19 protein-coding genes and 1 pseudogene are annotated in these 20,051 nt (G+C 36.8%); 11 read left to right on the plus strand and 9 right to left on the minus strand.

What is annotated here, in order from left to right; translation table 11 throughout:
• Window positions 1-52 precede the first annotated feature (52 nt).
• The 5 genes from C1631_RS14885 to C1631_RS14905 all read left to right on the plus strand — a co-directional run bounded on the left by C1631_RS14885 (window position 53) and on the right by C1631_RS14905 (window position 4,344).
• Complete coding sequence (locus C1631_RS14885; protein WP_109713065.1) at window positions 53-1,285, plus strand: TCR/Tet family MFS transporter; 1,233 nt, start codon at window positions 53-55, stop codon at window positions 1,283-1,285.
• Between the two features lie 121 nt (window positions 1,286-1,406).
• The gene (locus tag C1631_RS14890; protein WP_109713067.1) at window positions 1,407-2,306 is read left to right on the plus strand and encodes a helix-turn-helix domain-containing protein; all 900 of its coding nucleotides are present in this window, start codon (window positions 1,407-1,409) and stop codon (window positions 2,304-2,306) included.
• Window positions 2,307-2,390: 84 nt separating this feature from the next.
• Window positions 2,391-3,038 (plus strand): hypothetical protein, encoded by a 648-nt coding sequence (locus C1631_RS14895; RefSeq protein ID WP_228441247.1) that lies wholly within the window; start codon window positions 2,391-2,393, stop codon window positions 3,036-3,038.
• A 25-nt stretch (window positions 3,039-3,063) separates the two neighbouring features.
• The gene (locus C1631_RS14900; protein ID WP_109713069.1) at window positions 3,064-3,525 is read left to right on the plus strand and encodes a DoxX family protein; all 462 of its coding nucleotides are present in this window, start codon (window positions 3,064-3,066) and stop codon (window positions 3,523-3,525) included.
• Window positions 3,526-3,543: 18 nt separating this feature from the next.
• Window positions 3,544-4,344 carry an arylamine N-acetyltransferase family protein gene (locus tag C1631_RS14905; protein ID WP_103249841.1) on the plus strand — a complete coding sequence of 267 codons (801 nt, stop codon included), beginning with the start codon at window positions 3,544-3,546 and terminating at the stop codon, window positions 4,342-4,344.
• An 88-nt stretch (window positions 4,345-4,432) separates the two neighbouring features.
• Here C1631_RS14905 and C1631_RS14910 read toward each other — a convergent pair whose 3' ends face one another.
• A complete protein-coding gene (locus C1631_RS14910) occupies window positions 4,433-5,383 on the minus strand; it encodes a hypothetical protein (protein WP_109713071.1) in 951 nt (316 codons plus the stop codon).
• 324 nt (window positions 5,384-5,707) lie between these two features.
• Here C1631_RS14910 and C1631_RS14915 point away from each other — a divergent pair, with 324 nt between their 5' ends.
• The 4 genes from C1631_RS14915 to C1631_RS14930 all read left to right on the plus strand — a co-directional run bounded on the left by C1631_RS14915 (window position 5,708) and on the right by C1631_RS14930 (window position 8,005).
• Window positions 5,708-6,043: a Sec-independent protein translocase subunit TatA/TatB gene (locus tag C1631_RS14915; protein WP_109713074.1), complete on the plus strand. Its 336-nt coding sequence runs from the start codon at window positions 5,708-5,710 to the stop codon at window positions 6,041-6,043.
• A gap of 3 nt (window positions 6,044-6,046) precedes the next feature.
• Window positions 6,047-6,613 (plus strand): phosphatase PAP2 family protein, encoded by a 567-nt coding sequence (locus C1631_RS14920; protein WP_103249504.1) that lies wholly within the window; start codon window positions 6,047-6,049, stop codon window positions 6,611-6,613.
• Complete coding sequence (locus tag C1631_RS14925; protein WP_109713076.1) at window positions 6,610-7,422, plus strand: tetratricopeptide repeat protein; 813 nt, start codon at window positions 6,610-6,612, stop codon at window positions 7,420-7,422. The genes C1631_RS14920 and C1631_RS14925 overlap by 4 nt, the downstream gene beginning before the upstream one ends.
• 121 nt (window positions 7,423-7,543) lie before the next feature.
• Window positions 7,544-8,005, plus strand: a complete 462-nt coding sequence (locus tag C1631_RS14930; RefSeq protein ID WP_103249506.1) for a tRNA (cytidine(34)-2'-O)-methyltransferase — start codon at window positions 7,544-7,546, stop codon at window positions 8,003-8,005.
• Window positions 8,006-8,081: 76 nt separating this feature from the next.
• On the opposite strand, the gene C1631_RS14935 is transcribed toward C1631_RS14930, so the two are convergent.
• Window positions 8,082-8,555: a 23S rRNA (pseudouridine(1915)-N(3))-methyltransferase RlmH gene (locus C1631_RS14935; RefSeq protein ID WP_103249507.1), complete on the minus strand. Its 474-nt coding sequence runs from the start codon at window positions 8,553-8,555 to the stop codon at window positions 8,082-8,084.
• 119 nt (window positions 8,556-8,674) lie between these two features.
• Entirely contained in the window at window positions 8,675-9,661 is a 987-nt protein-coding gene (locus C1631_RS14940) for a GlxA family transcriptional regulator (RefSeq protein WP_109713078.1), read from the minus strand.
• A gap of 121 nt (window positions 9,662-9,782) precedes the next feature.
• On the opposite strand from C1631_RS14940, the gene C1631_RS14945 reads away from it, so the two are divergent.
• Complete coding sequence (locus tag C1631_RS14945) at window positions 9,783-10,232, plus strand: DUF1569 domain-containing protein (RefSeq protein WP_109713080.1); 450 nt, start codon at window positions 9,783-9,785, stop codon at window positions 10,230-10,232.
• Window positions 10,233-10,489: 257 nt separating this feature from the next.
• Window positions 10,490-11,503 (plus strand): YihY/virulence factor BrkB family protein, encoded by a 1,014-nt coding sequence (locus C1631_RS14950; protein ID WP_109713082.1) that lies wholly within the window; start codon window positions 10,490-10,492, stop codon window positions 11,501-11,503.
• Here C1631_RS14950 and nhaA read toward each other — a convergent pair.
• The 6 genes and pseudogenes from nhaA to C1631_RS14980 all read right to left on the minus strand — a co-directional run bounded on the left by nhaA (window position 11,500) and on the right by C1631_RS14980 (window position 20,044).
• On the minus strand, window positions 11,500-12,678 hold the full coding sequence (gene nhaA / locus C1631_RS14955) for a Na+/H+ antiporter NhaA (RefSeq protein WP_103249869.1): 1,179 nt from the start codon (window positions 12,676-12,678) through the stop codon (window positions 11,500-11,502). The genes C1631_RS14950 and nhaA overlap by 4 nt on opposite strands.
• 2 nt (window positions 12,679-12,680) lie before the next feature.
• Complete coding sequence (locus tag C1631_RS14960) at window positions 12,681-14,891, minus strand: RelA/SpoT family protein (RefSeq protein WP_109713084.1); 2,211 nt, start codon at window positions 14,889-14,891, stop codon at window positions 12,681-12,683.
• A 113-nt stretch (window positions 14,892-15,004) separates the two neighbouring features.
• Window positions 15,005-15,370, minus strand: coding sequence for a hypothetical protein (locus tag C1631_RS14965; RefSeq protein WP_103249433.1), 366 nt, complete (start codon window positions 15,368-15,370; stop codon window positions 15,005-15,007).
• Window positions 15,371-15,714: 344 nt separating this feature from the next.
• A pseudogene (gene acs, locus C1631_RS14970) lies at window positions 15,715-17,628 on the minus strand (acetate--CoA ligase); the annotation flags it as partial.
• A 43-nt stretch (window positions 17,629-17,671) separates the two neighbouring features.
• Entirely contained in the window at window positions 17,672-19,570 is a 1,899-nt protein-coding gene (locus C1631_RS14975) for an AMP-binding protein (RefSeq protein WP_109713337.1), read from the minus strand.
• A 114-nt stretch (window positions 19,571-19,684) separates the two neighbouring features.
• The gene (locus C1631_RS14980) at window positions 19,685-20,044 is read right to left on the minus strand and encodes a response regulator transcription factor (protein WP_109713088.1); all 360 of its coding nucleotides are present in this window, start codon (window positions 20,042-20,044) and stop codon (window positions 19,685-19,687) included.
• Window positions 20,045-20,051 lie beyond the last annotated feature (7 nt).

Raw genomic sequence — 20,051 nt, forward strand, 5'->3', positions numbered from 1 at the left:
TAATGCAATTTAGAATCATTATTTTTTCCTATTTCATTATTTTTGCACCATCATGGAAAATTCAAAGAAAAAAGCAGCCATTGGCTTTATATTTATCACTTTACTGATTGATATTACGGGATGGGGAATCATCATTCCTGTTGTTCCTAAATTAATTGAAGAATTAATTCATGCTGATATCAGTGAAGCTGCCAAATATGGAGGCTGGCTTGGGTTTGCTTATGCATTTACACAATTTATATTTTCTCCTCTGGTAGGAAACCTGAGTGATAAGTACGGACGAAGACCTGTTATTTTGATTTCCCTTTTCGGGTTTGCAGTAGATTATATTTTCCTGGCGTTGGCACCTACGATCTGGTGGTTGTTTTTGGGGAGGATTATTGCTGGGATTACAGGAGCGAGTGTGACGACGGCCAGTGCCTATATTGCAGATATCTCCACGGATGAGGACAGGGCAAAAAACTTTGGATTGATAGGAGCTGCTTTTGGGCTTGGATTTATTATTGGTCCGGTACTTGGAGGAGTATTGGGGCATTATGGTGCCCGGGTTCCTTTCTATGCAGCAGCAGGACTATGCTTACTTAATTTTCTTTATGGGTATTTCATTCTTCCTGAAAGTTTGGATAAAGATAAAAGAAGAGAATTTGACTGGAAGCGCGCAAACCCTATCGGATCATTCAAGTTTTTAGGAAAGCATCCGGAGATTTCAGGATTAATTGTTTCACTCATTTTAATCTATATCGCAGGTCATGCCGTTCAGAGTAACTGGAGCTTCTTTACCATGTACAAATTCAACTGGACGGAAAGAATGGTAGGGATTTCACTGGGAGTAGTGGGCTTATTGGTAGGATTGGTACAAGGTGGCCTTATCAGATGGACGACTCCAAGATTAGGAGAGCAAAAAAGTATTTATTATGGATTGGCTTTTTATGCTGTTGGGATGTTGCTGTTTGCTTTTGCCTCCGAAGGATGGATGATGTTTGTCTTTTTAATTCCATACTGTTTAGGAGGAATTTGCGGACCGGCATTGCAGTCTGTAATTACGAAAAGTGTTCCTTCCAATGAACAGGGAGAGCTTCAGGGAGCATTAACGAGTTTAATGAGTGCAACTTCAATTATTGGTCCTCCGATGATGACGAATTTGTTTTACTTTTTCACGCACGACGAAGCACCGTTCAAGTTTTCGGGAGCGCCGTTCTTTCTGGCATTTATTTTAATGGCGGTGAGTGTAATTGTTACTTATTCTGCATTTAATAGAAAAAAAGATAATATCAAACAACTGTAGAAAACAGAAAAGAGAAATAGATAAGGTTAAGATAGGGAATATCTTAACCTTATTTTTTCTTGATACATGATGTTAGATATTTGTGTAAATTGCTGATAATATTTTCGCGAGATCCATTGCTATGAATCGTATTCCTCAATATAAACCGGATGAATTTAATCCAATTCTTAATCTGAACTGGGCAGGAAAAAGCATGGCAAAAAAAGGTTTAAATGATTTCTTTATAGAACCTCTTCAGATACTCAAAGATGCAAAGACCCCATCTCAACCCCATCGGAAAACCGTCAATGATTTCGTGTTTATAACAAAAGGATCTCTTGAAAAAATGGTATGTTCAGATGTATTTGCCGTAGAAAAGAATATGATTATTCTTCTGCCACCTTATAAAATCAGAACATTTCTTAATAATGAGCCTGATATTGAGGGGTTTTATTGCCATTTTTCCAATGATTTTATTGCTGAAGGCCCGGGTTTGAAATACCTTCAGGATATTTTGAATCATATGGAGATAAGGAATAATCCGACACTTTATCTTGACAATGGATCTCAGAAAAGGATCAACCTTGTCCTTAGCCAGATGGAGCACTTTTATGAGACAGATGGGAATCTGGAATTGCTCAGGCTTTACCTCTTTACTTTATTGGGCGAAATCCGGTATTTTATTGAAAAACTTCCTAAACAAAACCTATCAGTCAATGAAACCGTTACGCTTCGTTTTCGAAAACTGATAACTTCACACATTCAAAATACACATTCTGTAAAAGAATATGCAGATTTACTTCATATTTCACCTAACCACCTGAACAAATCAATCAAAAAAGTTACCGGAAAGACAGCTTCTGAAATTATAAATGAAGCTCTCCTGATGGAAGCTAAAGCATTACTTTCCTTACCTCATTATACCGTTTCAGAAGTTGCTTTTACCTTAGGAGTTGAGGATATGTCATATTTTTCCAGATTTTTCAAAAAGCATACAGGCATTAGTCCATCAGACTATCGAAAAGGGATTGATTTGTCCTAGTAATGGGTGTATAAGTTCTAACCTTTGCTTTGTTGTATTTCAGAATTTTGAAGATACATATCGAAGGTTAAAACTATGAAATCAATGCTGTTTTTTATATCTGGATTAGGGTCCATACTCTGCTTTTCTCAAAATAATATTGCTATAGATAATCCTCCTGTTATATTTGAAGCTTTAACGGGAAACCGTGGATTTGCCTCGCAGATGACGGTCAATAAAAGGTTTCAGGATAGTAAACGACTCGGGTTTTTCAGTGTTGCCAATATTTCTTCGAAATGGTCAGAAGATCAATCAAAAGATGCGATGATTCAGGCCAATTTAACTTTTGAATTGATTAAAAACATCCGTTTTGTTGGGGGAACGCACTATACTCCTACAACCGGATTGAGACCCACAGCCGGGTTTTTATATTCAATCAGTTATAAAGATCTTCTGTTGACCGTTAATCCAAGGTTTATAGGTTTTTCTAAAAACAGTATTGCTGAAGGTTTTATCTTATTGGAATATAAGCCCAGGATCAACGCAAACTGGCAGGGGTATTCCCGTGTCCAGATATTATATTCCGAGACCATAAAAGATGGGGGACATGCCCGAAGCTATCTGATGTTAAGAGTAGGGGCAAGCTATAAGCTAGTCACCTTTGGAATAGGAGCAAACTGGGATCGTTATGGCCCTCTTAAAGAAAGTAAAGAAAACTTTGGGGTATTTGTTGCTTGCAGGCTATTCCGTTAGGAACACATTAAAAAAAATAATCATTATGAAAAATTTTATTTTTAAAACAAATAACACATGGACAGGAACTCTGCTCCGATGGACTATGGGTATGGTTTTTATGCCACATGGACTGCAAAAAACTTTTGGTTGGTTTGGCGGAATGGGGTTGAACAAAACGATGGGGCTTTTCACGGAAAATCTGCATCTTCCATTTGTGATTGCCTTTACTGTAATTCTGGTAGAGTTTCTAGGCTCAATCTTTCTGCTGTTGGGTTGGGGAACCAGATTCTGGGCTTTAGCATTTATCGGATTGTTAACGGGAATTATGTTTACCTCTCACCTCGAAAACGGCTTTTTTATGAATTGGTTTGGAAATCAGAAAGGAGAAGGTTGTCAATTTGATATTCTTGCTATTGGGATTGTTATAACTTTGTGTATTGAAGGAGGAGGGAAGCTGTCGGTTGACCGATGGATGTCAGAAAGAAATAATATAAATAAAGATTAATACTATAAATTTACAATTATGAATCAGTCAAAACTGGAAAAATATTTGGAGAGAATTCATTACTCAGGAGAGGTAGGTAATGATCTGTCTGTATTAAAGAAAATTCATCAGTTACATCCTAAATATATCTCTTTTGAAAACATAGATTCTTATACCGGAGTAGTTCCGTCTCTGCATCCTGATGATATTTTTAGTAAATTAATTATAGCCTCCAGAGGGGGATATTGCTATGAACAAAATCTGCTTTTGAGTGAAGTCCTGAAATTCTTAGGATTTAAAGTAGAACTACAATTAGGGAGGGTCGTTTGGAAAAGGGAAGAAGACAGTATTGCTGCAAAAAGTCATCTATTGCTGATTTGTGATAAGGATGGACAGAAATATCTTGTAGACTGTGGTTTTGGAACAGTAACGTTGACCACTCCCTTAGTTTTAAATGACGAAGAACCCCAGCAAACACCCAATGGCTTGTTTAAGATTTCACATAAGAATGGAATATATGTATTATGGGCATGGAAAGAAAAATGGCTGCCGGTTTATCGGTTTGCTCTGGAGAAGGTAGAACCTGTTGATCTGGAGATTTCCAATTGGTATCTTTCTACCTATCCTGAATCTAATTTTAAAAAGAATCTTGTTCTCTCAAAAGTAGATGAGAAAGCACGTTACACCTTTACGGGTAATACATTAAATATACGATGGGGAACCGGAGAAAAAGAAACGGTTATGATAGAAAACAACGAGCAATTATACCAAATGTTGAGAGAGACTTTTGGACTGAAAGAAAATGCAGTTGAGCAATTAAAACAGAAAATAGAGAAATGATATTTCCAGGCATTTTTCAAAACAACAAAAACCAAAGGAAGCCTGCTGGCTTCCTTTGGTTTTTTAATAATTTGAATTCTATTGAAAATTATGGGTAAAGTGATTTTGTGCCATTCGCTACAATATTGCTTCCCAGCCCTGAAAATGATACTGAGAACTTACTTGCATTAAAGCTTAAAGAACCGGTCGGCGTACACAGTCCCAGTGCATATTGACACTGCCCGTAAGCTCCCGTTCTTCTAAGAATTTTACTTTCGCTTTTTGCTTTTCCTAAACTAATATTTCCCCAGTCATTCACGTCCGCATTGGAAACGCTTGAACCCGTATAATAAATGGTGATCTGATATCCGGCTTCCCCTCTTTTAGATCCCCAAAGCCAGTTGGCAGTCCACCATTCCTTGTACCATTTAGAAGTTACTTTAGCAGCGGCTTGTCCCATATCAGATGTTTCCGAGTTTCCTCGGGTATCCATCATTACTAGTCCGCCAAAAACATTATCCCAGATAATCCCTGAGTCATTATAAAAACATAATGTTGTGAATTTTCCAGCTTTGCCATTCCAGGTTACTTCCATGACATTGGTACCGGGTTTGATTTCTTCCATCACGGTTTCCTTCAATCCTTTTTGAGCAAGAATTAAATCATCTCCTGTGTATAAATCACTGATTTTACCAATTTTTACAGAAGATTGATCCATAATATTTCCCATCGCGATAAACTGATCTTTATCGGCTACAAGATTTTGAGAAATCTCAATACCTTTTAGCGTAGAAATTTTACCGATTACATTCACTCCGGCGATCTGTAAATCACTTTTCAAATACTTCTCAATATTTTTTTGTGATTCATTCAGCTGGGTCTGTACGGTTTCAGGAACAATAGGTGAAGCGGAAGTTGTTTCTTTCTTTAGGTCAGCAGTAGATACTTTAGCCTGAACAGTTTCCTGTTGGGCCGTTTCGTTATTTTCATCACGGCAACTGTTAAGCACCAATACTGAAAATATGGCTAAAACTTTGAAAGTAGTAACTAATTTTTTCATAGTAAATTTTGTTTTGTTGTGTGTAGTAAATATAATGAAATGTTATATTATTCTCAAAGTTTTGAATTAATTGTTTGTTAATAATTGATGATTGTTTCAAAATGATAAGTAGGAGACAATGAGAAAGATAAAACTTACACCATGAAATTTAGAGATAAGAAAAGTACAGGTGAAAATTGGAAACAATAAAAATCAGCAGCCAACACCTATTGTATATGTTGCTTTCATTTTAAACTTTCAGCTTTCCATTGAGTAAATCTTAAAATTTGTTTAAAATTTTTAGTTTACGTCAAATAAATGTATAATCTTTCGTAATTTTACAGCATGGAATTAAGCATTGGAGAAATGGCACTCATTGCCATTGCAATCGTTGTATTATTCGGACCGGATAAACTGCCTCAGATTGCGCGTGACCTAGGTGCAGGCGTTAGAAAAATGCGTGGAGCCGTAGAAGATATCAAAACGGAAATCATGAAAGAAACGGATAACCCTGTTTCAGAAATCAAACGTGAAATCGAAAAGGTAAAAGATGCAGCTAAAGATTTCAACCCGATCAATGATATCAAGAAAGATATATTAACAGAACCTACTGCATCCAACGAACCTCCAAAACCGAAACCTTCGGAAGATGAGACTTATGAAGGGCCTGTAAGCAGATAAGGTATGGAGGAAATTATTCTGGAAGATAAAAAGGTATTCTTATACCTTAATAATTTAGGAGATCCTGCCTTTGATCAACTATGGATGTTGATCTCCAGTACATGGATCTGGGTTCCTCTTTATATTATATTTCTGTACTTTTTATACAAAAATTTTAAACTAAGATCTTTAGTTTTTATCCTTATATTTTTAGCACTGGGTGCAACGGTTTCTGATCAGTTGGCCAATGTTTTCAAATATGGTGTGGCAAGATTAAGGCCATGCCATGATCCTTCTTTAGAACCTTTTATGAGAATCGTAAAATGTGGCGGACAGTACGGATTTTATTCTGCACATGCTTCCAATACTTTTTTTCTGGCAGCTTTTTTAGGGATTTTATTAAGAAAGAAGGTGAAATGGTTTCCATATGCTATTTTAATATGGGCTATAGTTGTTTCTTACAGCCGGATTTATTTAGGAGTGCATTTCCCTATTGATGTGTTGGTGGGAGCGTTTGCTGGTTCTTTAGTGGGAGTGATATTTGGTGCACTCGCGCAAAAAGTGATCAACAAACAAAACATAACACCATGAAAAGAACTTTTTTACTCTTAGCTTTTACAGGACTTTCATTTAACTTCTCTGCTCAGGATAAAAACCTGGCTGAAGACTGCTTTAAAAAGGCAGATTATAAATGTGCTGAAGAACAATATGTAAAGCTGGTAGAAAAAGAACAAATCCCAAGATTTCAATCAGAATATTATAATAATCTGGGAACAGCTCAAAGAAGGCTGGGAAAGGCTACGCTAGCTTTTAAATCTTACGAGTCGGCGTTAAAGGCTAATCCTCTTTCTGCTTCAGTATATGCCAATCTTGCCTCATTACACAGCCAGAAAGGCAATAAAGTAAAGGCTCTGGAGTATATTGACAAAGGGCTGCAGGTAGATGATAAAAACCCTGAATTCTACCTTACCCGTTCCAAAATCTATGACACCCAGGGGAAAAAAGATCTGGCGATCAAAGATCTTAATCAGATTCTGACTTTTGCTCCGGATAATATTTTTGCAAAAACAGGATTGGCTAATCTGAAAAAGAACAGCGGGGATCTTGAAGGCGCTTTGAAAGATTACAACCAGCTTATTGCTGAAAAACCGGAATCACTATTATACAATGGACGGGCAGATGTATATTTAAAAATGAAAAAATACAAAGAAGCCCTTACGGATGCTAATAAAGCCGTTTCTATTGACCCGAAGTTTGCACAATCTTATGTGACCAAAGCATTGATATTATTTGATACGGCTAAAACTAAAGAAGCTTGTGGAAACCTTGATAAAGCAGTGGCATTAGGCTATGAAAAGGCTATTTTGGCTGAATATTATGCTCAATGTGTCAAAAAATAGGATGAATCTGCTTGCTATCTATAAGTAAAGGATGGAAATCATTATCATTTATAATAGATAAAAAATCCTGTTTTATCAAACAGATCATGTGTTTATATAAACAATAAAGAGAATTGTACTGATGTTGAATATTGTTCTTGTAGAACCTGAAATACCCAATAATACGGGTAATATCGGAAGATTATGCGTAGGAACGGAAAGTAAGTTACACTTAATTCACCCTTTTGGATTTATCATTAATGATAAAAATCTTAAACGTTCCGGCTTGGATTATTGGGTGCACCTGGATGTTACCGAGTATGCCAATGTTGAAGAATGGATGAAGAATATCCCGGATTTATCAAGGGTTTTCTTAATGAGTTCTCATGCTGAAAAATCCTATCTGGAAAATGATTTTCAGGATGGTGATTGGTTGGTATTTGGGAAAGAAAGTGTAGGCCTGAGTCAGGATGTTTTAGGTCTTTTTGAAAACCATCTGACCATTCCCATGTCCAGATTAATCCGTAGCTTTAATATTGCCAATTCTGTTGCTTTTGTGGTAGGAGAAGCCAAGAGACAAATCCATGTAAAAGCCGGAGTTTAGAACATTACTTTATTAAAGAATAAAAAACAGTCTCTATTATTTTGAGACTGTTTTTTTTATTTTATAAGAAAGATTTCTAGTCATTATGATAAGGTTTTCCCTGCAAAATCTGGTCAGCTCTGTAAAGCTGTTCTACAATAAAAAGACGAATCATCTGATGGGTAAATGTCATTTTTGAAAGGGACATTTTTTCATTGGCTCTGCTGTACATCTCTTCTGAAAATCCATATGCACCTCCAATGAGAATATGTACTTTCTTAACAGAAGAATTCATCCAGGTATCAATTTTTTGAGAAAATTCACGGCTGGTAAACTGCTTTCCTTTCTCGTCAAGAATCACAACCAGATCATTCTTGTCAATGTGGTTTAAAAACAGTTTGGCTTCTTCTTTTTTCAGAAGGTCGGAAGAAAGATTTTTAGCATTTTTTACATCCGGAATTTCTGTAATCTCAAAATTCCAGTGTTTAGGAAGACGATTGAGATAATAGTTAATTAAAGAGGTAATTTCCTTATCGTCTGTTTTGCCGATACAAAGTAAACTGATTCGCATTATAAGAAGTTTCAGGCGGCAAAGATAGTGCTTTAAAGTGGAAACTGGAAAGGAACGAGTTTGTGACGTAGAGGTGTTGATAACTGCGACACATCTTTCGATACATGTTCCTTTGTTTTTTATTCAGCAAAATTGTTTCTGTATTTGTTTCTGTAGTCAACCGGTGTTAACCCTGTGATTCTTTTGAATAATGTTCTGAATGTTTTTAAATCATTATAACCAATACTATAAGTAACGTCAGCGATATTGGTTTCACCGGTTTCCAGTGCTTTTTTAGCAGCTTCTACTTTTATTCGTTGAATGTATTCAATCGGATTCAGGGTGGTTGCATTTTTAAATCTGCGGATAAAATTTCTTTTACTCATATTGACCTCACCAGCAACCTGTTCTACTGAAATATCATTTTTAAATTTTTCCTCAATATAGCTCTGTGCTTTGTGAATTTCATGATCATCATGAAGCCGTTGCCCGGAAAAAATACTAAAAATATTTTGTGAAGTCCGACCGTAATCTAATGCATAATATTTACTAAGCTCAACGGCAACTTCTTTACTTGAATTCTTTTCTATAAAATATAACAAAGCATTTAAAGAGGAAAAACCACCTCCACCGGTAATAATTGCTTTGGAATGGGTGACCACATGGTCTGGTTTGAAATCTATTTGAGGATATTTTTTTTGCAGATCATTTATCGCGCCCCAATGTGAAGTAGCAGGCATTCCGTCCAAAAGACCACATTCAGCCAGAAAGTAAGCACCGGTACAAAGACTGATTATTTCAGTTTTTTGATCGTATTTTTTCTTTATCCAATCCATCAGCTCTTTATTTTGAGCCAATAGGGTATTGACTGGTTGGGATTCTGTATTCATTGGAGGAATAATAACAACATCCGTATTAAAGTCATCGGAGATCATTCTGTTGCATTGAAATAATATAGGTAAGCCCGATTGTATTGATTTTTTTTGAACGCCGATTAAATCAATTTGAAAGGGAAGTTGCATCCCTTTTTTGATGGCCGTTTCATTGGCACTCATAAGCAGGGCTGTGGTGTTGGAAACTGCAGTGGATAATATTCCTTCATACAATATGATCGAAATATGTTTCATATGTAATTGATGTTTTGGTACCTAAATATAAATAAAATTTGGCACAAAATACACTCTCAGATGTCATTTTTACGTGGTGAAGCTTTTCAAGTAGTGAGATAATTTTACCAAAAGATTTATTATGAAAACAATATTTGACAAAGAGACAAGAGAAGAACTGATGAGAAGAATAAATGCTTTAAGCTTGAAAAGTACGGCACAATGGGGGAAAATGAACGTATATCAGATGATAAAACACTGCACTACATGGAATGATTGGGTGTTGGGAAATGGAAGACAACAATACAAACAGGACTTTCTGGGAAAGGTTTTTGGAAAAATGGTTTTAAAAAGCATTGTAAAGAATGAAAAGCCTTTGGGAAAGAATTCTCCTGCCGGTATTTTTACAATTAAGGAAATCAGTGGTGATGGAGAATTGCAAAAAAAAGTATGGCTTGAGCAGATTGCTGCGTACGGAAGTTTCTCAAACCCGGATTTTATCCATGATTTTTTTGGAAAGATGAAAACAGAAGAGATTGGTATTTTTGTGTATAAGCATATGGATCATCACTTGCGTCAGTTTAATGCCTAAAAATCGTGCTGATTCAGATATTATAAATGATTTGACGATTCAATTAAATCTGATCTGTCTATAAATAAGAAAAAGCCTGGAACTTACAACCCTTCTTGTCTGTAGTTCTTAATTATATATAATTTACTCTTGAGAAGAGGAGACGGAAATTGTTTATATTTGTAGACAGAGACATAAAAGTATCCTTAAAACTGGTGTGGCAGTTATCATTTTTGAAGATTTTTTAGCCTCTGTGTATTATCAAATTACAACAATAGATGAGTATAAAAGTTCCCAGATTTATCCTGAAGATACAGGAATTTTTTGATGACATACATATTCCTGTTTTAGGGATATCGCTTTGGCAAATGTTTCAGATTTATATTTCGGGAATTTTTAAGGGTAAAATAGGGCGGAAAGCAGCTGCTATTTCCTGGAGTTTTACCATAAGCTTATTTCCGTTTATTCTGTTCCTGCTTTCGGTCCTGCCTTATATGCCGCATTACGATAAACTGCAATTCTATATTTTTGAAGTATTGATGCATAATGTCTTTCCTTCCAATATGGAAAGTGACGTAAGAGACTATATAGAACGCAGTATTATCCCTAATATGAAAGGAATCAGTAATCTGACCATCGTGCTGGCCCTCATTTTTGCAACCAATGGTACTTTTTCTCTGATCAACGGTTTTAATGAAAATTCAGACGAAAAACTCAGTGATGTAAAAGAGTTTATCCTGTCTTTCTTTATTACAATAGGCTTTATTACCATCGTTTTTTTGGCCCTTTTCGGAGTGTATTATGTAGAAGTTGTTATGAAGCTTTTCGCACCGGCATACGATATACCATGGCTGGTAGATAACTTATCGAGCATTATCGGATTTGTTTCTTTCCCATTGTTTTATTTCATTCTTCTGACTTTATTTTATTGGCTTGGAACGGTAAAAATTGCCAGATTCAGACAGGCGATTCCAGGTTCTATCCTTACCACTATATTATTTGTTCTGACGACCTATATCTTTGCTATTTATGTAAAGGATATAGCTCGTTATAATGTTCTTTACGGTTCTATCGGAAGTATGATCCTGCTCATGGTATGGGTGAATGTGAATGTATATCTTCTTTTATTCGGAAACGAGCTGAATATGGCCATCAGAAAATTAAGGATAGAAAAACTATTGTCTGACGAAATTCAGAAAGAAGCAATTCAATATCGTGCAGGTATTACTGAACCCGATTTTGAAAGCAATTTGGAACATAGAAGAAAGCTGGAAAACCGGAAAAAGAATTAATCTTCTTCCAGCTCCGGATTTTCTTTTGAACTTATGCTTAAGATGGTAAATCCTAAAACAGCAGCTATAAAAGATGCAATTAAAATAGCAAATTTAGCTTCATCCTGGATTTCAATCTCTCCTTTAAAAGATAGAAGTGCGATAAAAATAGACATGGTAAATCCAATTCCTGCCAATAAACCAACTCCTATCATTTGGGTCCAGTTGCTGTTTTGAGGTAATGTGCTGAGTTTTAATTTAATGGCAATAATGGAGAATAGATTGATTCCTATCAGTTTGCCAAGCACTAATCCTCCAATGATCCCCATTCCTAATGTACTTGTAACACCGGAAACCATGTGAGTGGTAAATGTAATATTGGTATTGGTTAAAGCGAATATAGGCATGATCAGGAAACTTACAGGAATATGAAGTGTATGTTCAAGTTTTTCTAAAGGGGAAATTTCTACATTCGAAGCATTGGTAGGAATGGAGAAGGCCAGTAAAACTCCTGCAATTGTAGCATGGATCCCTGAATGATGAAGGAAATACCATAAAAATACCCCCGGAATAATATAAAATATAATACGGGTAACCTTTAAAAAGTTCAACAAAAATAATAAAGCAGTTACTCCAAAAGAAAGTAATAAGTAAGTCCAATGGATTTGCTCTGTATAAAAGATTGCGATCACAAGAATAGCCCCCAGATCATCTACAATAGCTAGAGCTGCAAGAAATATTTTAATCGAATTGGGAATTTTCTTTCCCAACATCGAAATAATAGCCAGTGAAAAAGCAATATCGGTAGCCATTGGTATTCCCCAACCATTGCTGTATTCTGTTCCGGAGTTGAAAATGCTGTAGATCACAGCCGGAACAAGCATTCCACCCACAGCCGCAAAAATCGGTAACGAAGCATTTTTAAATGAGGAAAGCTCTCCCTCTACAAGTTCTCTTTTAATTTCGAGACCTACCAAAAGAAAGAAAACGGCCATTAGTCCATCGTTGATCCAGATGCTCACGGGGTATTCCAGACCAAACAGATGAGTGCCCACCTCTTTATCCAGAAAATGTTGAAAAGCCTCTGCTGCAAAGGAATTGGCGATAAGTAATGAAACAAGCACACAAAAAATAAGAATAATTCCTGATGCCTGACTGTTGTTGAAAAAATTTTTAAAATAAAGAGATAAATTCATATTTATGATTGTAGTCGTCTCACTCTTGAAATACCATTAATGCTTTTTAGTTTTTTAAAGGTTTCTTCCAACTGACCTTTATTTTTAACCTCAAGCGTAATGTTTCCTGTGAAAACTCCGTTATTAGACTCAATGGACATGCTTTTCATGTCCATTCCCATGCTTCCACTGATCACCGTGGTTATATCATTGATCATTCCCATTCTGTCGAGCCCTTCAATTTCGATCTTAACTCTGTTTTTGAAACTTTCTGCATTCACCCATTTTGCAGGAATGACACGATAATCGTATTGTGCTCTTAAGTTGATGGCATTCGGGCAGTTGTCGCTATGCACCTTGATTCCGTCGGAAATGGTAATGAATCCGAAAATTTTATCGCCGGGAATTACAGTGCAACACTTGGCATAGGTGTAATTCAGCTTTTCTTCATCCTTTCCAAAAACAATCATGTCAAGGTTTTCCTCTTTCGGCTCCTCAAAATGTTGATTTTTTGCTGGAGATTTTCTGAATCTTGAAAGTAAGTTATTGAATACATTTTTACTTTCAATATACTTTCTTAAGCTGCTTACATCAAGTTCATTACTTTGGAATTTAAGGAATAGCTCCTGAGAAGATTTTAGATTAAAGAACTTTTGAAGCTTATTAATCTCTTCATCATTGAAATTTATTTTTGCATGGCGAAGTTTTCTCTGAAGAATTTCTTTTCCTTCTTCTACCAATTGATTTTTCTGTGAATTCAGATAACTTTTAATTTTTGACTTGGCTTTTGAAGTAACTACAAATTCCAGCCAGTCGGACTTTGGTTTCTGATTTTGAGAAGAAAGAATATCTACCTGATCTCCGTTCTGAAGAATATAAGAAATCGGAACCAGTTTTCCATTGATTTTTGCACCTAAACATTTCATTCCCAAATCGGAGTGAACCGAAAACGCAAAATCAAGAGCGGTTGCATTAGTCGGAAGGATTTTAATTTCTCCTTTCGGGGTAAATACAAAAACCTCTTTTGAATACAAATTAAGTTTGATATTATCCAAAAGCTCAGAAGTAGACAGATTCTGCTGTTGCTCCAGGACTTCTCGGATTTCTGTTACCCATTTTTCAAAATTACGGTCATCAGTGCTTTGTTTGTATCCTTCTTTGTATTTATAATGAGCAGCAACACCTTTTTCTGCAATTTCGTCCATTCGTTCTGAACGAATCTGGACTTCAATCCATTTTTTATCTGGCCCAAGAACAGTTAAGTGCAAACTTTCATATCCTGTGGAGCGGGGTTGTGTAATCCAATCCCTCATCCTGGAAGGATTACTGTGATAAACGTCGGTAACAATAGAATAGATTTTCCAGGCAAGGAACTTTTCGTTCTTAGCATCAGACTTATAAATAATTCTTATCGCATAGTTATCAAAAACTTCTTCAAAAGAAACTCCCTGCTTCAACATTTTTCTGTAAATAGAAGAGATAGCCTTTGCACGACCTTTGATTTTAAAATTTAATCCTTCATCGTGAAGACGTTCGGAAACTTCTTTTGTAAATTCCTGAATATATCTTTCACGGCTTTCTTTGGCCAATTCCAATTTTTCCGTGATTTCATTATAAACTTCAGGATTATTATATTTTAATGAAAGGTCTTCAAGTTCAGATTTGATGTTGTACAATCCCAGACGGTGCGCCATCGGAGCATAAATGTAAACGGTTTCTGAGGCAATCTTTTTTTGCTTATCAGGAGCCATGCTTTCCAGAGTTCTCATGTTATGAAGACGGTCGGCAATTTTAATCAGAATTACTCTGAAATCTTCCGATAGCGTCAACAGAAGTTTTCTGTAGTTTTCAGACTGTACCGAAATATTCTGATGGTTCATGATCGATATCTTCGTCAATCCATTGACAATAGCAGCAATCTTTTCCCCGAATATTTTTTTCAAATCTTCGTAGGTGTAATCGGAATCCTCAATGACATCATGCAAAAGTGCACATGCAATAGAGGTTGCTCCAAGACCGATTTCTGTCGCTACAATTTTGGCAACAGCAATAGGGTGGTAGATGTAAGGTTCTCCGGATTTTCTCCTTTGATCCTTGTGGGCATCCAATGCAATATCAAATGCCTTTCGGATAAGTTTATTATTTTCCTCATCCAAAGTTCTGTATGTGTTCGAAATCAGATCCTTATATCTTGCGAGGATCTCTTTGTTCTCTTGTTCTAAGTCGTAACTCATTTGTGCAACAGCCTATATTTAGACGAAAATACGAAAATTTTTGCTTCTTTCAAACATAAAAGATCCGTAGACGGGTCCACGGATCTTTTGCGGTTATTAGGTTTTTATATTGTTTAAAATTTTACTTCCGAGTTCATGCCGTCGCTTGACGTTTTTATTTTAATATCCGGGCTATTATGGATATCGGCCCTGTTCCTCGCATCAATGTATTTCTTGATCGTTTCATAATTCGTTTCTTCCATACTCATTCCCTCAAATAAATAGGTTTTTACAGCCGTATTCTGAGTGAAAATATTCCGGGCACTTTCAATCTGGCTACTATCTTTTACGGTAACACTTGCCAGATATTGGGAATTATCAGAATCTTTATTAAGATATACAATATAATCTGAATCTTCAAATCCTGAATTCTCCAGATCACTCTCAAGCTTCTTGTAATCGCTGTGGTGCGCAAATAGCCCCGCTAGTATATTTGACATAGTTAATTGGTTTAAAGTTATGATTAAAGTTAATGATTATTTTCTTAATTATTGCGTTTAAGCTAATAAAATTTATTAATTAACATTCTATTCATAAGATAAATGGGAATTATTTACAATAATATTAAACAAACGTTTGATTTATCACTGTTATGACATTCAGGTTTGTGGATTTTATTGGAGTATGGGTGATCTTACTTTGCTTTGCTTGTCTTTAATGTATTTTTCCAGGGCAAGCATGAAATCAATTTATAGTTTAATGAGAAGAGCTTTCTTTGTGGTGTGAGAATAAAAAAGCCCTGGAAATATAAATTCCAAGGCTTTATTTCTAATTTAAAAATGAATTAAATTCTTTCATTCTTGATTTCCTCTACGATTTCAGGATTTAAAAGAGTGGAAATATCTCCAAAATTACTGAAGTCACCCTCTGCAATTTTTCTCAGGATTCTACGCATGATCTTCCCTGATCGTGTTTTAGGAAGGCCGGAGACAAATTGTATTTTATCCAGCTTGGCAATAGGTCCGATTTGGTCAGCTATCAACTGGTTAATTTCTTTTTTAAGGTTTTCCTTATCACGACCTTCTCCTGTTTCTTTAAGGGTTACATAACCATATAAAGCATTTCCTTTAATGTCATGAGGATAGCCTACAATTGCAGATTCTGCTACGGCAGGGTGTTGGTTGATGCTGTCTTCGATTGGGGCAGTTCCTAAATTGTGTCCGGAAACAATAATGACGTCGTCAACACGTCCTGTAATTCTGTAATACCCCACTTCGTCTCTTAAAGCTCCGTCGCCGGTAAAATATTTTCCGGGGAAAGCGGTAAAATAAGTTTCTTTATATCGTTGATGATCACCCCATATCGTTCTTGCAATTCCGGGCCACGGAAAACGAATACAAAGGTTTCCTGTTACCTGATTACCCGTAATTTCATTTCGTTTGTCATCCATTAAGACAGGTTGAATTCCCGGTAAAGGCAGGGTAGCATAGGTTGGTTTTGTAGGGGTAACAAAAGGCAGCGGTGAAATCATGATTCCTCCTGTTTCTGTCTGCCACCATGTATCTACAATCGGGCATTTTTTCTTTCCGACATGGTCATTAAACCAGTGCCATGCTTCATCATTGATAGGTTCCCCTACAGATCCTATTACTTTTAATGTGCTTAAATCATGCTTGTCTACCCATTCCGTACTTTCTTTTGCTAATGAACGAATAGCAGTGGGAGCGGTATAGAATTGAGTGATCTTATGTTTCTCAATGACTTCCCAGAAACGATCCGGCTCCGGATAGGTAGGAACGCCTTCAAAAATAACGGTCGTAGCTCCATTTAATAGCGGTCCGTACAAAATGTACGAATGTCCTGTGATCCAGCCGATGTCCGCAGTACACCAGTAAATGTCATTTTCTTTATAGTTAAAGACGTTTTTGAATGTATAAGCAGTATATACCATATATCCGGCGCAAGTATGAAGCATTCCTTTGGGCTTTCCTGTAGAACCTGAAGTATACAGGATGAAAAGAGGGTCTTCAGAATCCATAATAACCGTGACGAAATCCGGTGAAGCTTTTTCATAAAGATCGGCCATCCAGTAATCTCTGCCTTCCTTCATTTTGATCTCATTGTGCGTTCTTTTAACGACCAATACCTTTTCAACGGTAGGAGTCTTTTCCAGTGCTTCGTCTACAATAGTTTTTAAATCCAGCACTTTATTTCCTCTGTAACTGCCGTCTGAGGTAATGACCATTTTAGCTTCGCAGTCATTTACTCGTGAAGCAACAGCGGCAGCTGAAAATCCTGCAAAAATAACAGAATGAACAGCACCCAATTTGGCACAAGCCAGCATTGTGATAGCTAGTTCGGGAATCATCGGAAGGTAGATGCAAACTCTGTCTCCCTTTTTAATTCCCATATCACTTAAAACATTAGCCGTTTTGTTGACACGGGTATATAATTCGTTGTAAGAAATGTGCTGTGCTTCCTCTTTTGGATCATTGGGTTCCCAAATGATAGCCGCTTTATCTCCTCTTACAGAAAGGTGTCTGTCTATACAGTTTTTTGTGATATTAAGCTTAGCATTTTTAAACCATGTAATTTTGGCTTCATTCATATCGTACTTAACAACCTTGCTCCATCTCTGATACCACACAAAGTTTTGGTCAGCTACCTTATCCCAGAATTTTTTAGGATTTTTGATAGACTTTTTATATTCTTCAAAATAATGTGGTAAGTCTTCTATTAAGTAATTTCTCATATCCCTTTCGTTTTTGAAATTTGAATTGTATTATATTTTAAATTTATGTTTAATTTCTGGTTTGACCCCTATAATCCCGGATTTTTTCCTGGATTTCTTCAATGATTTTTTCGTCGTCAATCGTCGATGGAATCTGGAAATCTTTTCCATCCAGTAAGGTTCTGATCAGCTTTCTTAAAATCTTTCCCGAGCGGGTTTTGGGTAAACGTTTGACAACCATAGCATTTTTTAAAAATGCAACAGCGCCAATCTTTTCACGAACCATCAGGATGATATTTTTTTCAACTTCCTCCTCAGAAATAGATGAACCGTTTTTGAGAACTACTGTAGCAAAAGGAATCTGACCTTTTAAATCATCATCAATCCCCACTACTGCACATTCTGCCACATCAGGGTGTGATGAAACAATCTCTTCCATTTCGGAAGTGGAGAGTCGGTGTCCTGCTACGTTGATCACATCATCCACTCTTCCTGTAATGAAAATATAGCCGTCTTCGTCCTGTATGGCACCGTCTCCTGAGAAATAATATCCTGCATACTGAGAAAGGTAGCTGCTTTGGAAACGCTCATAGTCTTTCCAGATTCCCAGCATGGCTCCTGGAGGAAGCGGAAGTTTGATGACAAGGTATCCCTCATGGTGAGGATCCAGCTCTAGTCCGTTTTCATCAAAAATTTTAATATCATATCCGGGAACAGGTTTTCCTGCAGAAGCTCTCTTAATATGATAATCTTCACCGGAAGTCAGTAAGCCCAGCATGGGCCAACCTGATTCGGTCTGCCACCAATGGTCAATGGCGGGAACTCCGAGATGTTCTGCAAACCAGTCTAAAGTAGCTACATCACATCTTTCGCCTGCAAGAAATTGCTTTCTGAAATAGGTTAAATCATATTTTTTAACCAGTTCTCCGTTCGGATCTTCTTTTTTAATGGCTCTGATAGCTGTAGGTGCAGTAAACATCACAGAAACTTTATATTCTGAAATAATTCTCCAGAAAGTTCCTGCGTCAGGAGTCATGATTGGTTTTCCTTCGAAAATAATCGTTGTATTTCTGTTAATTAATGGTCCGTAGACCGAAAAACTATGTCCCACCGCCCAGCCAAAATCAGATGCTGCCCAATATGTTTCTCCAGGTTCAACGCCGTAGACATATTTCATAGAAAATCTCAGGGCTGTGGCGTAGCCTCCGGTATCCCGAACAATTCCTTTAGGTTTCCCTGTTGTTCCTGAAGTGTAAAGTAAATATAAAGGATGGGTAGATTCAACCGAGACACAATCAACCTGTTCTGATTTTTGAACCAGCTCTTCATAATCAATCAGGCCATCAAACATTTCATCCTGGTTATCGACCAGTTTTCTGTTGTATACCACAATATGATCTACTTTGTCTTGTGCAAGTTCTATGGCTTTCTCTACCAGGGGAAGGTAGGGTATTCTTTTGGCAATCTCTATTCCTGCGGTAGCGGTAATCAGAACTTTGGGTTTGCAGTCATCAATTCTTACGACCAGTTCGTGGGGAGCAAAGCCTCCGAAAACGACATTGTGAATCACACCAATCCTTGCACAGGCCAGCATGGCAAAAAGGGTTTGCGGAATCATCGGCATGTAGATAACAGCAGTGTCTCCTTTTTGTAATCCCAGTGAAGAAAGACCTCCTGCAAGTTTTGAAATTTCTTCCTGAGCTTGTTTGAAGGAATATGTTTTCTTCTGATGGGTTACGGGTGAGTCGTAAACAATAGCTGTCTGGTCACCAAAGCCATCTTCAATATGTTTATCAATGCATAAATAGCACATATTAAGCTGCCCGTCAGTAAACCATTCAGGGTAATTGTTTTGATCTGTCGAAAGAATCTGTTGCGGAAACTGAAACCATTGTATTGCTTCAGCTTGTTCCTTCCAGAAAGCTTCCTTATCTTCTATACTTTGTTTAAATAAAATATCGGTATTCATATCAATTGTCGTGTGTTTGATGGTTTTTGTCATTGCAAGTTGCAAAGCAACGAAGCAATCTATCAGCCCACCATGTCAAGGTTTTAAACCTTGACATGGTGAGGGCCGGAGGAGCTAGAACATCTCCTCAATCTGCTGCATCAGCTTTTTAATCGAGTAGGGCTTCGTTACATAAGCGTCGGCTCCCATTTCTATTCCTTTTTCAATATCTCTCGGATTGTTTTTTGCGCTCAGGAAAATTACTTTTGTGTCTTTCAATCTTTCATCCTGCTTGATAATATCCAGAGTACTGTATCCATCAAGATTAGGCATCATGATATCAAGAAGAATAACATCCGGAACCATTGTTTTTAAAAAATCAAGGACTTCTGTTCCGTCCCGTGCAATATAAACGTCATAGCCATTTTTTTTAAAACTGTATTCGAGGGACATTAATATTTTGTGTTCATCATCGGCAATGATTATCTTTCTCATAAATGGG

It is taken from the genome of Chryseobacterium phosphatilyticum (assembly GCF_002899825.2).
In the GTDB taxonomy this organism is placed as follows: Bacteria; Bacteroidota; Bacteroidia; order Flavobacteriales; family Weeksellaceae; genus Chryseobacterium; species Chryseobacterium phosphatilyticum.

Coding starts and splice junctions, on each gene's coding strand:
- C1631_RS14885 (WP_109713065.1), top strand. CDS start 53: ATGGAAAATTCAAAGAAAAAAGCAGCCATTGGCTTTATATTTATCACT.
- C1631_RS14890 (WP_109713067.1), top strand. CDS start 1,407: ATGAATCGTATTCCTCAATATAAACCGGATGAATTTAATCCAATTCTT.
- C1631_RS14895 (WP_228441247.1), top strand. CDS start 2,391: ATGCTGTTTTTTATATCTGGATTAGGGTCCATACTCTGCTTTTCTCAA.
- C1631_RS14900 (WP_109713069.1), top strand. CDS start 3,064: ATGAAAAATTTTATTTTTAAAACAAATAACACATGGACAGGAACTCTG.
- C1631_RS14905 (WP_103249841.1), top strand. CDS start 3,544: ATGAATCAGTCAAAACTGGAAAAATATTTGGAGAGAATTCATTACTCA.
- C1631_RS14910 (WP_109713071.1), bottom strand. CDS start 5,383: ATGAAAAAATTAGTTACTACTTTCAAAGTTTTAGCCATATTTTCAGTA.
- C1631_RS14915 (WP_109713074.1), top strand. CDS start 5,708: ATGGAATTAAGCATTGGAGAAATGGCACTCATTGCCATTGCAATCGTT.
- C1631_RS14920 (WP_103249504.1), top strand. CDS start 6,047: ATGGAGGAAATTATTCTGGAAGATAAAAAGGTATTCTTATACCTTAAT.
- C1631_RS14925 (WP_109713076.1), top strand. CDS start 6,610: ATGAAAAGAACTTTTTTACTCTTAGCTTTTACAGGACTTTCATTTAAC.
- C1631_RS14930 (WP_103249506.1), top strand. CDS start 7,544: ATGTTGAATATTGTTCTTGTAGAACCTGAAATACCCAATAATACGGGT.
- C1631_RS14935 (WP_103249507.1), bottom strand. CDS start 8,555: ATGCGAATCAGTTTACTTTGTATCGGCAAAACAGACGATAAGGAAATT.
- C1631_RS14940 (WP_109713078.1), bottom strand. CDS start 9,661: ATGAAACATATTTCGATCATATTGTATGAAGGAATATTATCCACTGCA.
- C1631_RS14945 (WP_109713080.1), top strand. CDS start 9,783: ATGAAAACAATATTTGACAAAGAGACAAGAGAAGAACTGATGAGAAGA.
- C1631_RS14950 (WP_109713082.1), top strand. CDS start 10,490: ATGAGTATAAAAGTTCCCAGATTTATCCTGAAGATACAGGAATTTTTT.
- nhaA (WP_103249869.1), bottom strand. CDS start 12,678: ATGAATTTATCTCTTTATTTTAAAAATTTTTTCAACAACAGTCAGGCA.
- C1631_RS14960 (WP_109713084.1), bottom strand. CDS start 14,891: ATGAGTTACGACTTAGAACAAGAGAACAAAGAGATCCTCGCAAGATAT.
- C1631_RS14965 (WP_103249433.1), bottom strand. CDS start 15,370: ATGTCAAATATACTAGCGGGGCTATTTGCGCACCACAGCGATTACAAG.
- C1631_RS14975 (WP_109713337.1), bottom strand. CDS start 19,570: ATGAATACCGATATTTTATTTAAACAAAGTATAGAAGATAAGGAAGCT.
- C1631_RS14980 (WP_109713088.1), bottom strand. CDS start 20,044: ATGAGAAAGATAATCATTGCCGATGATGAACACAAAATATTAATGTCC.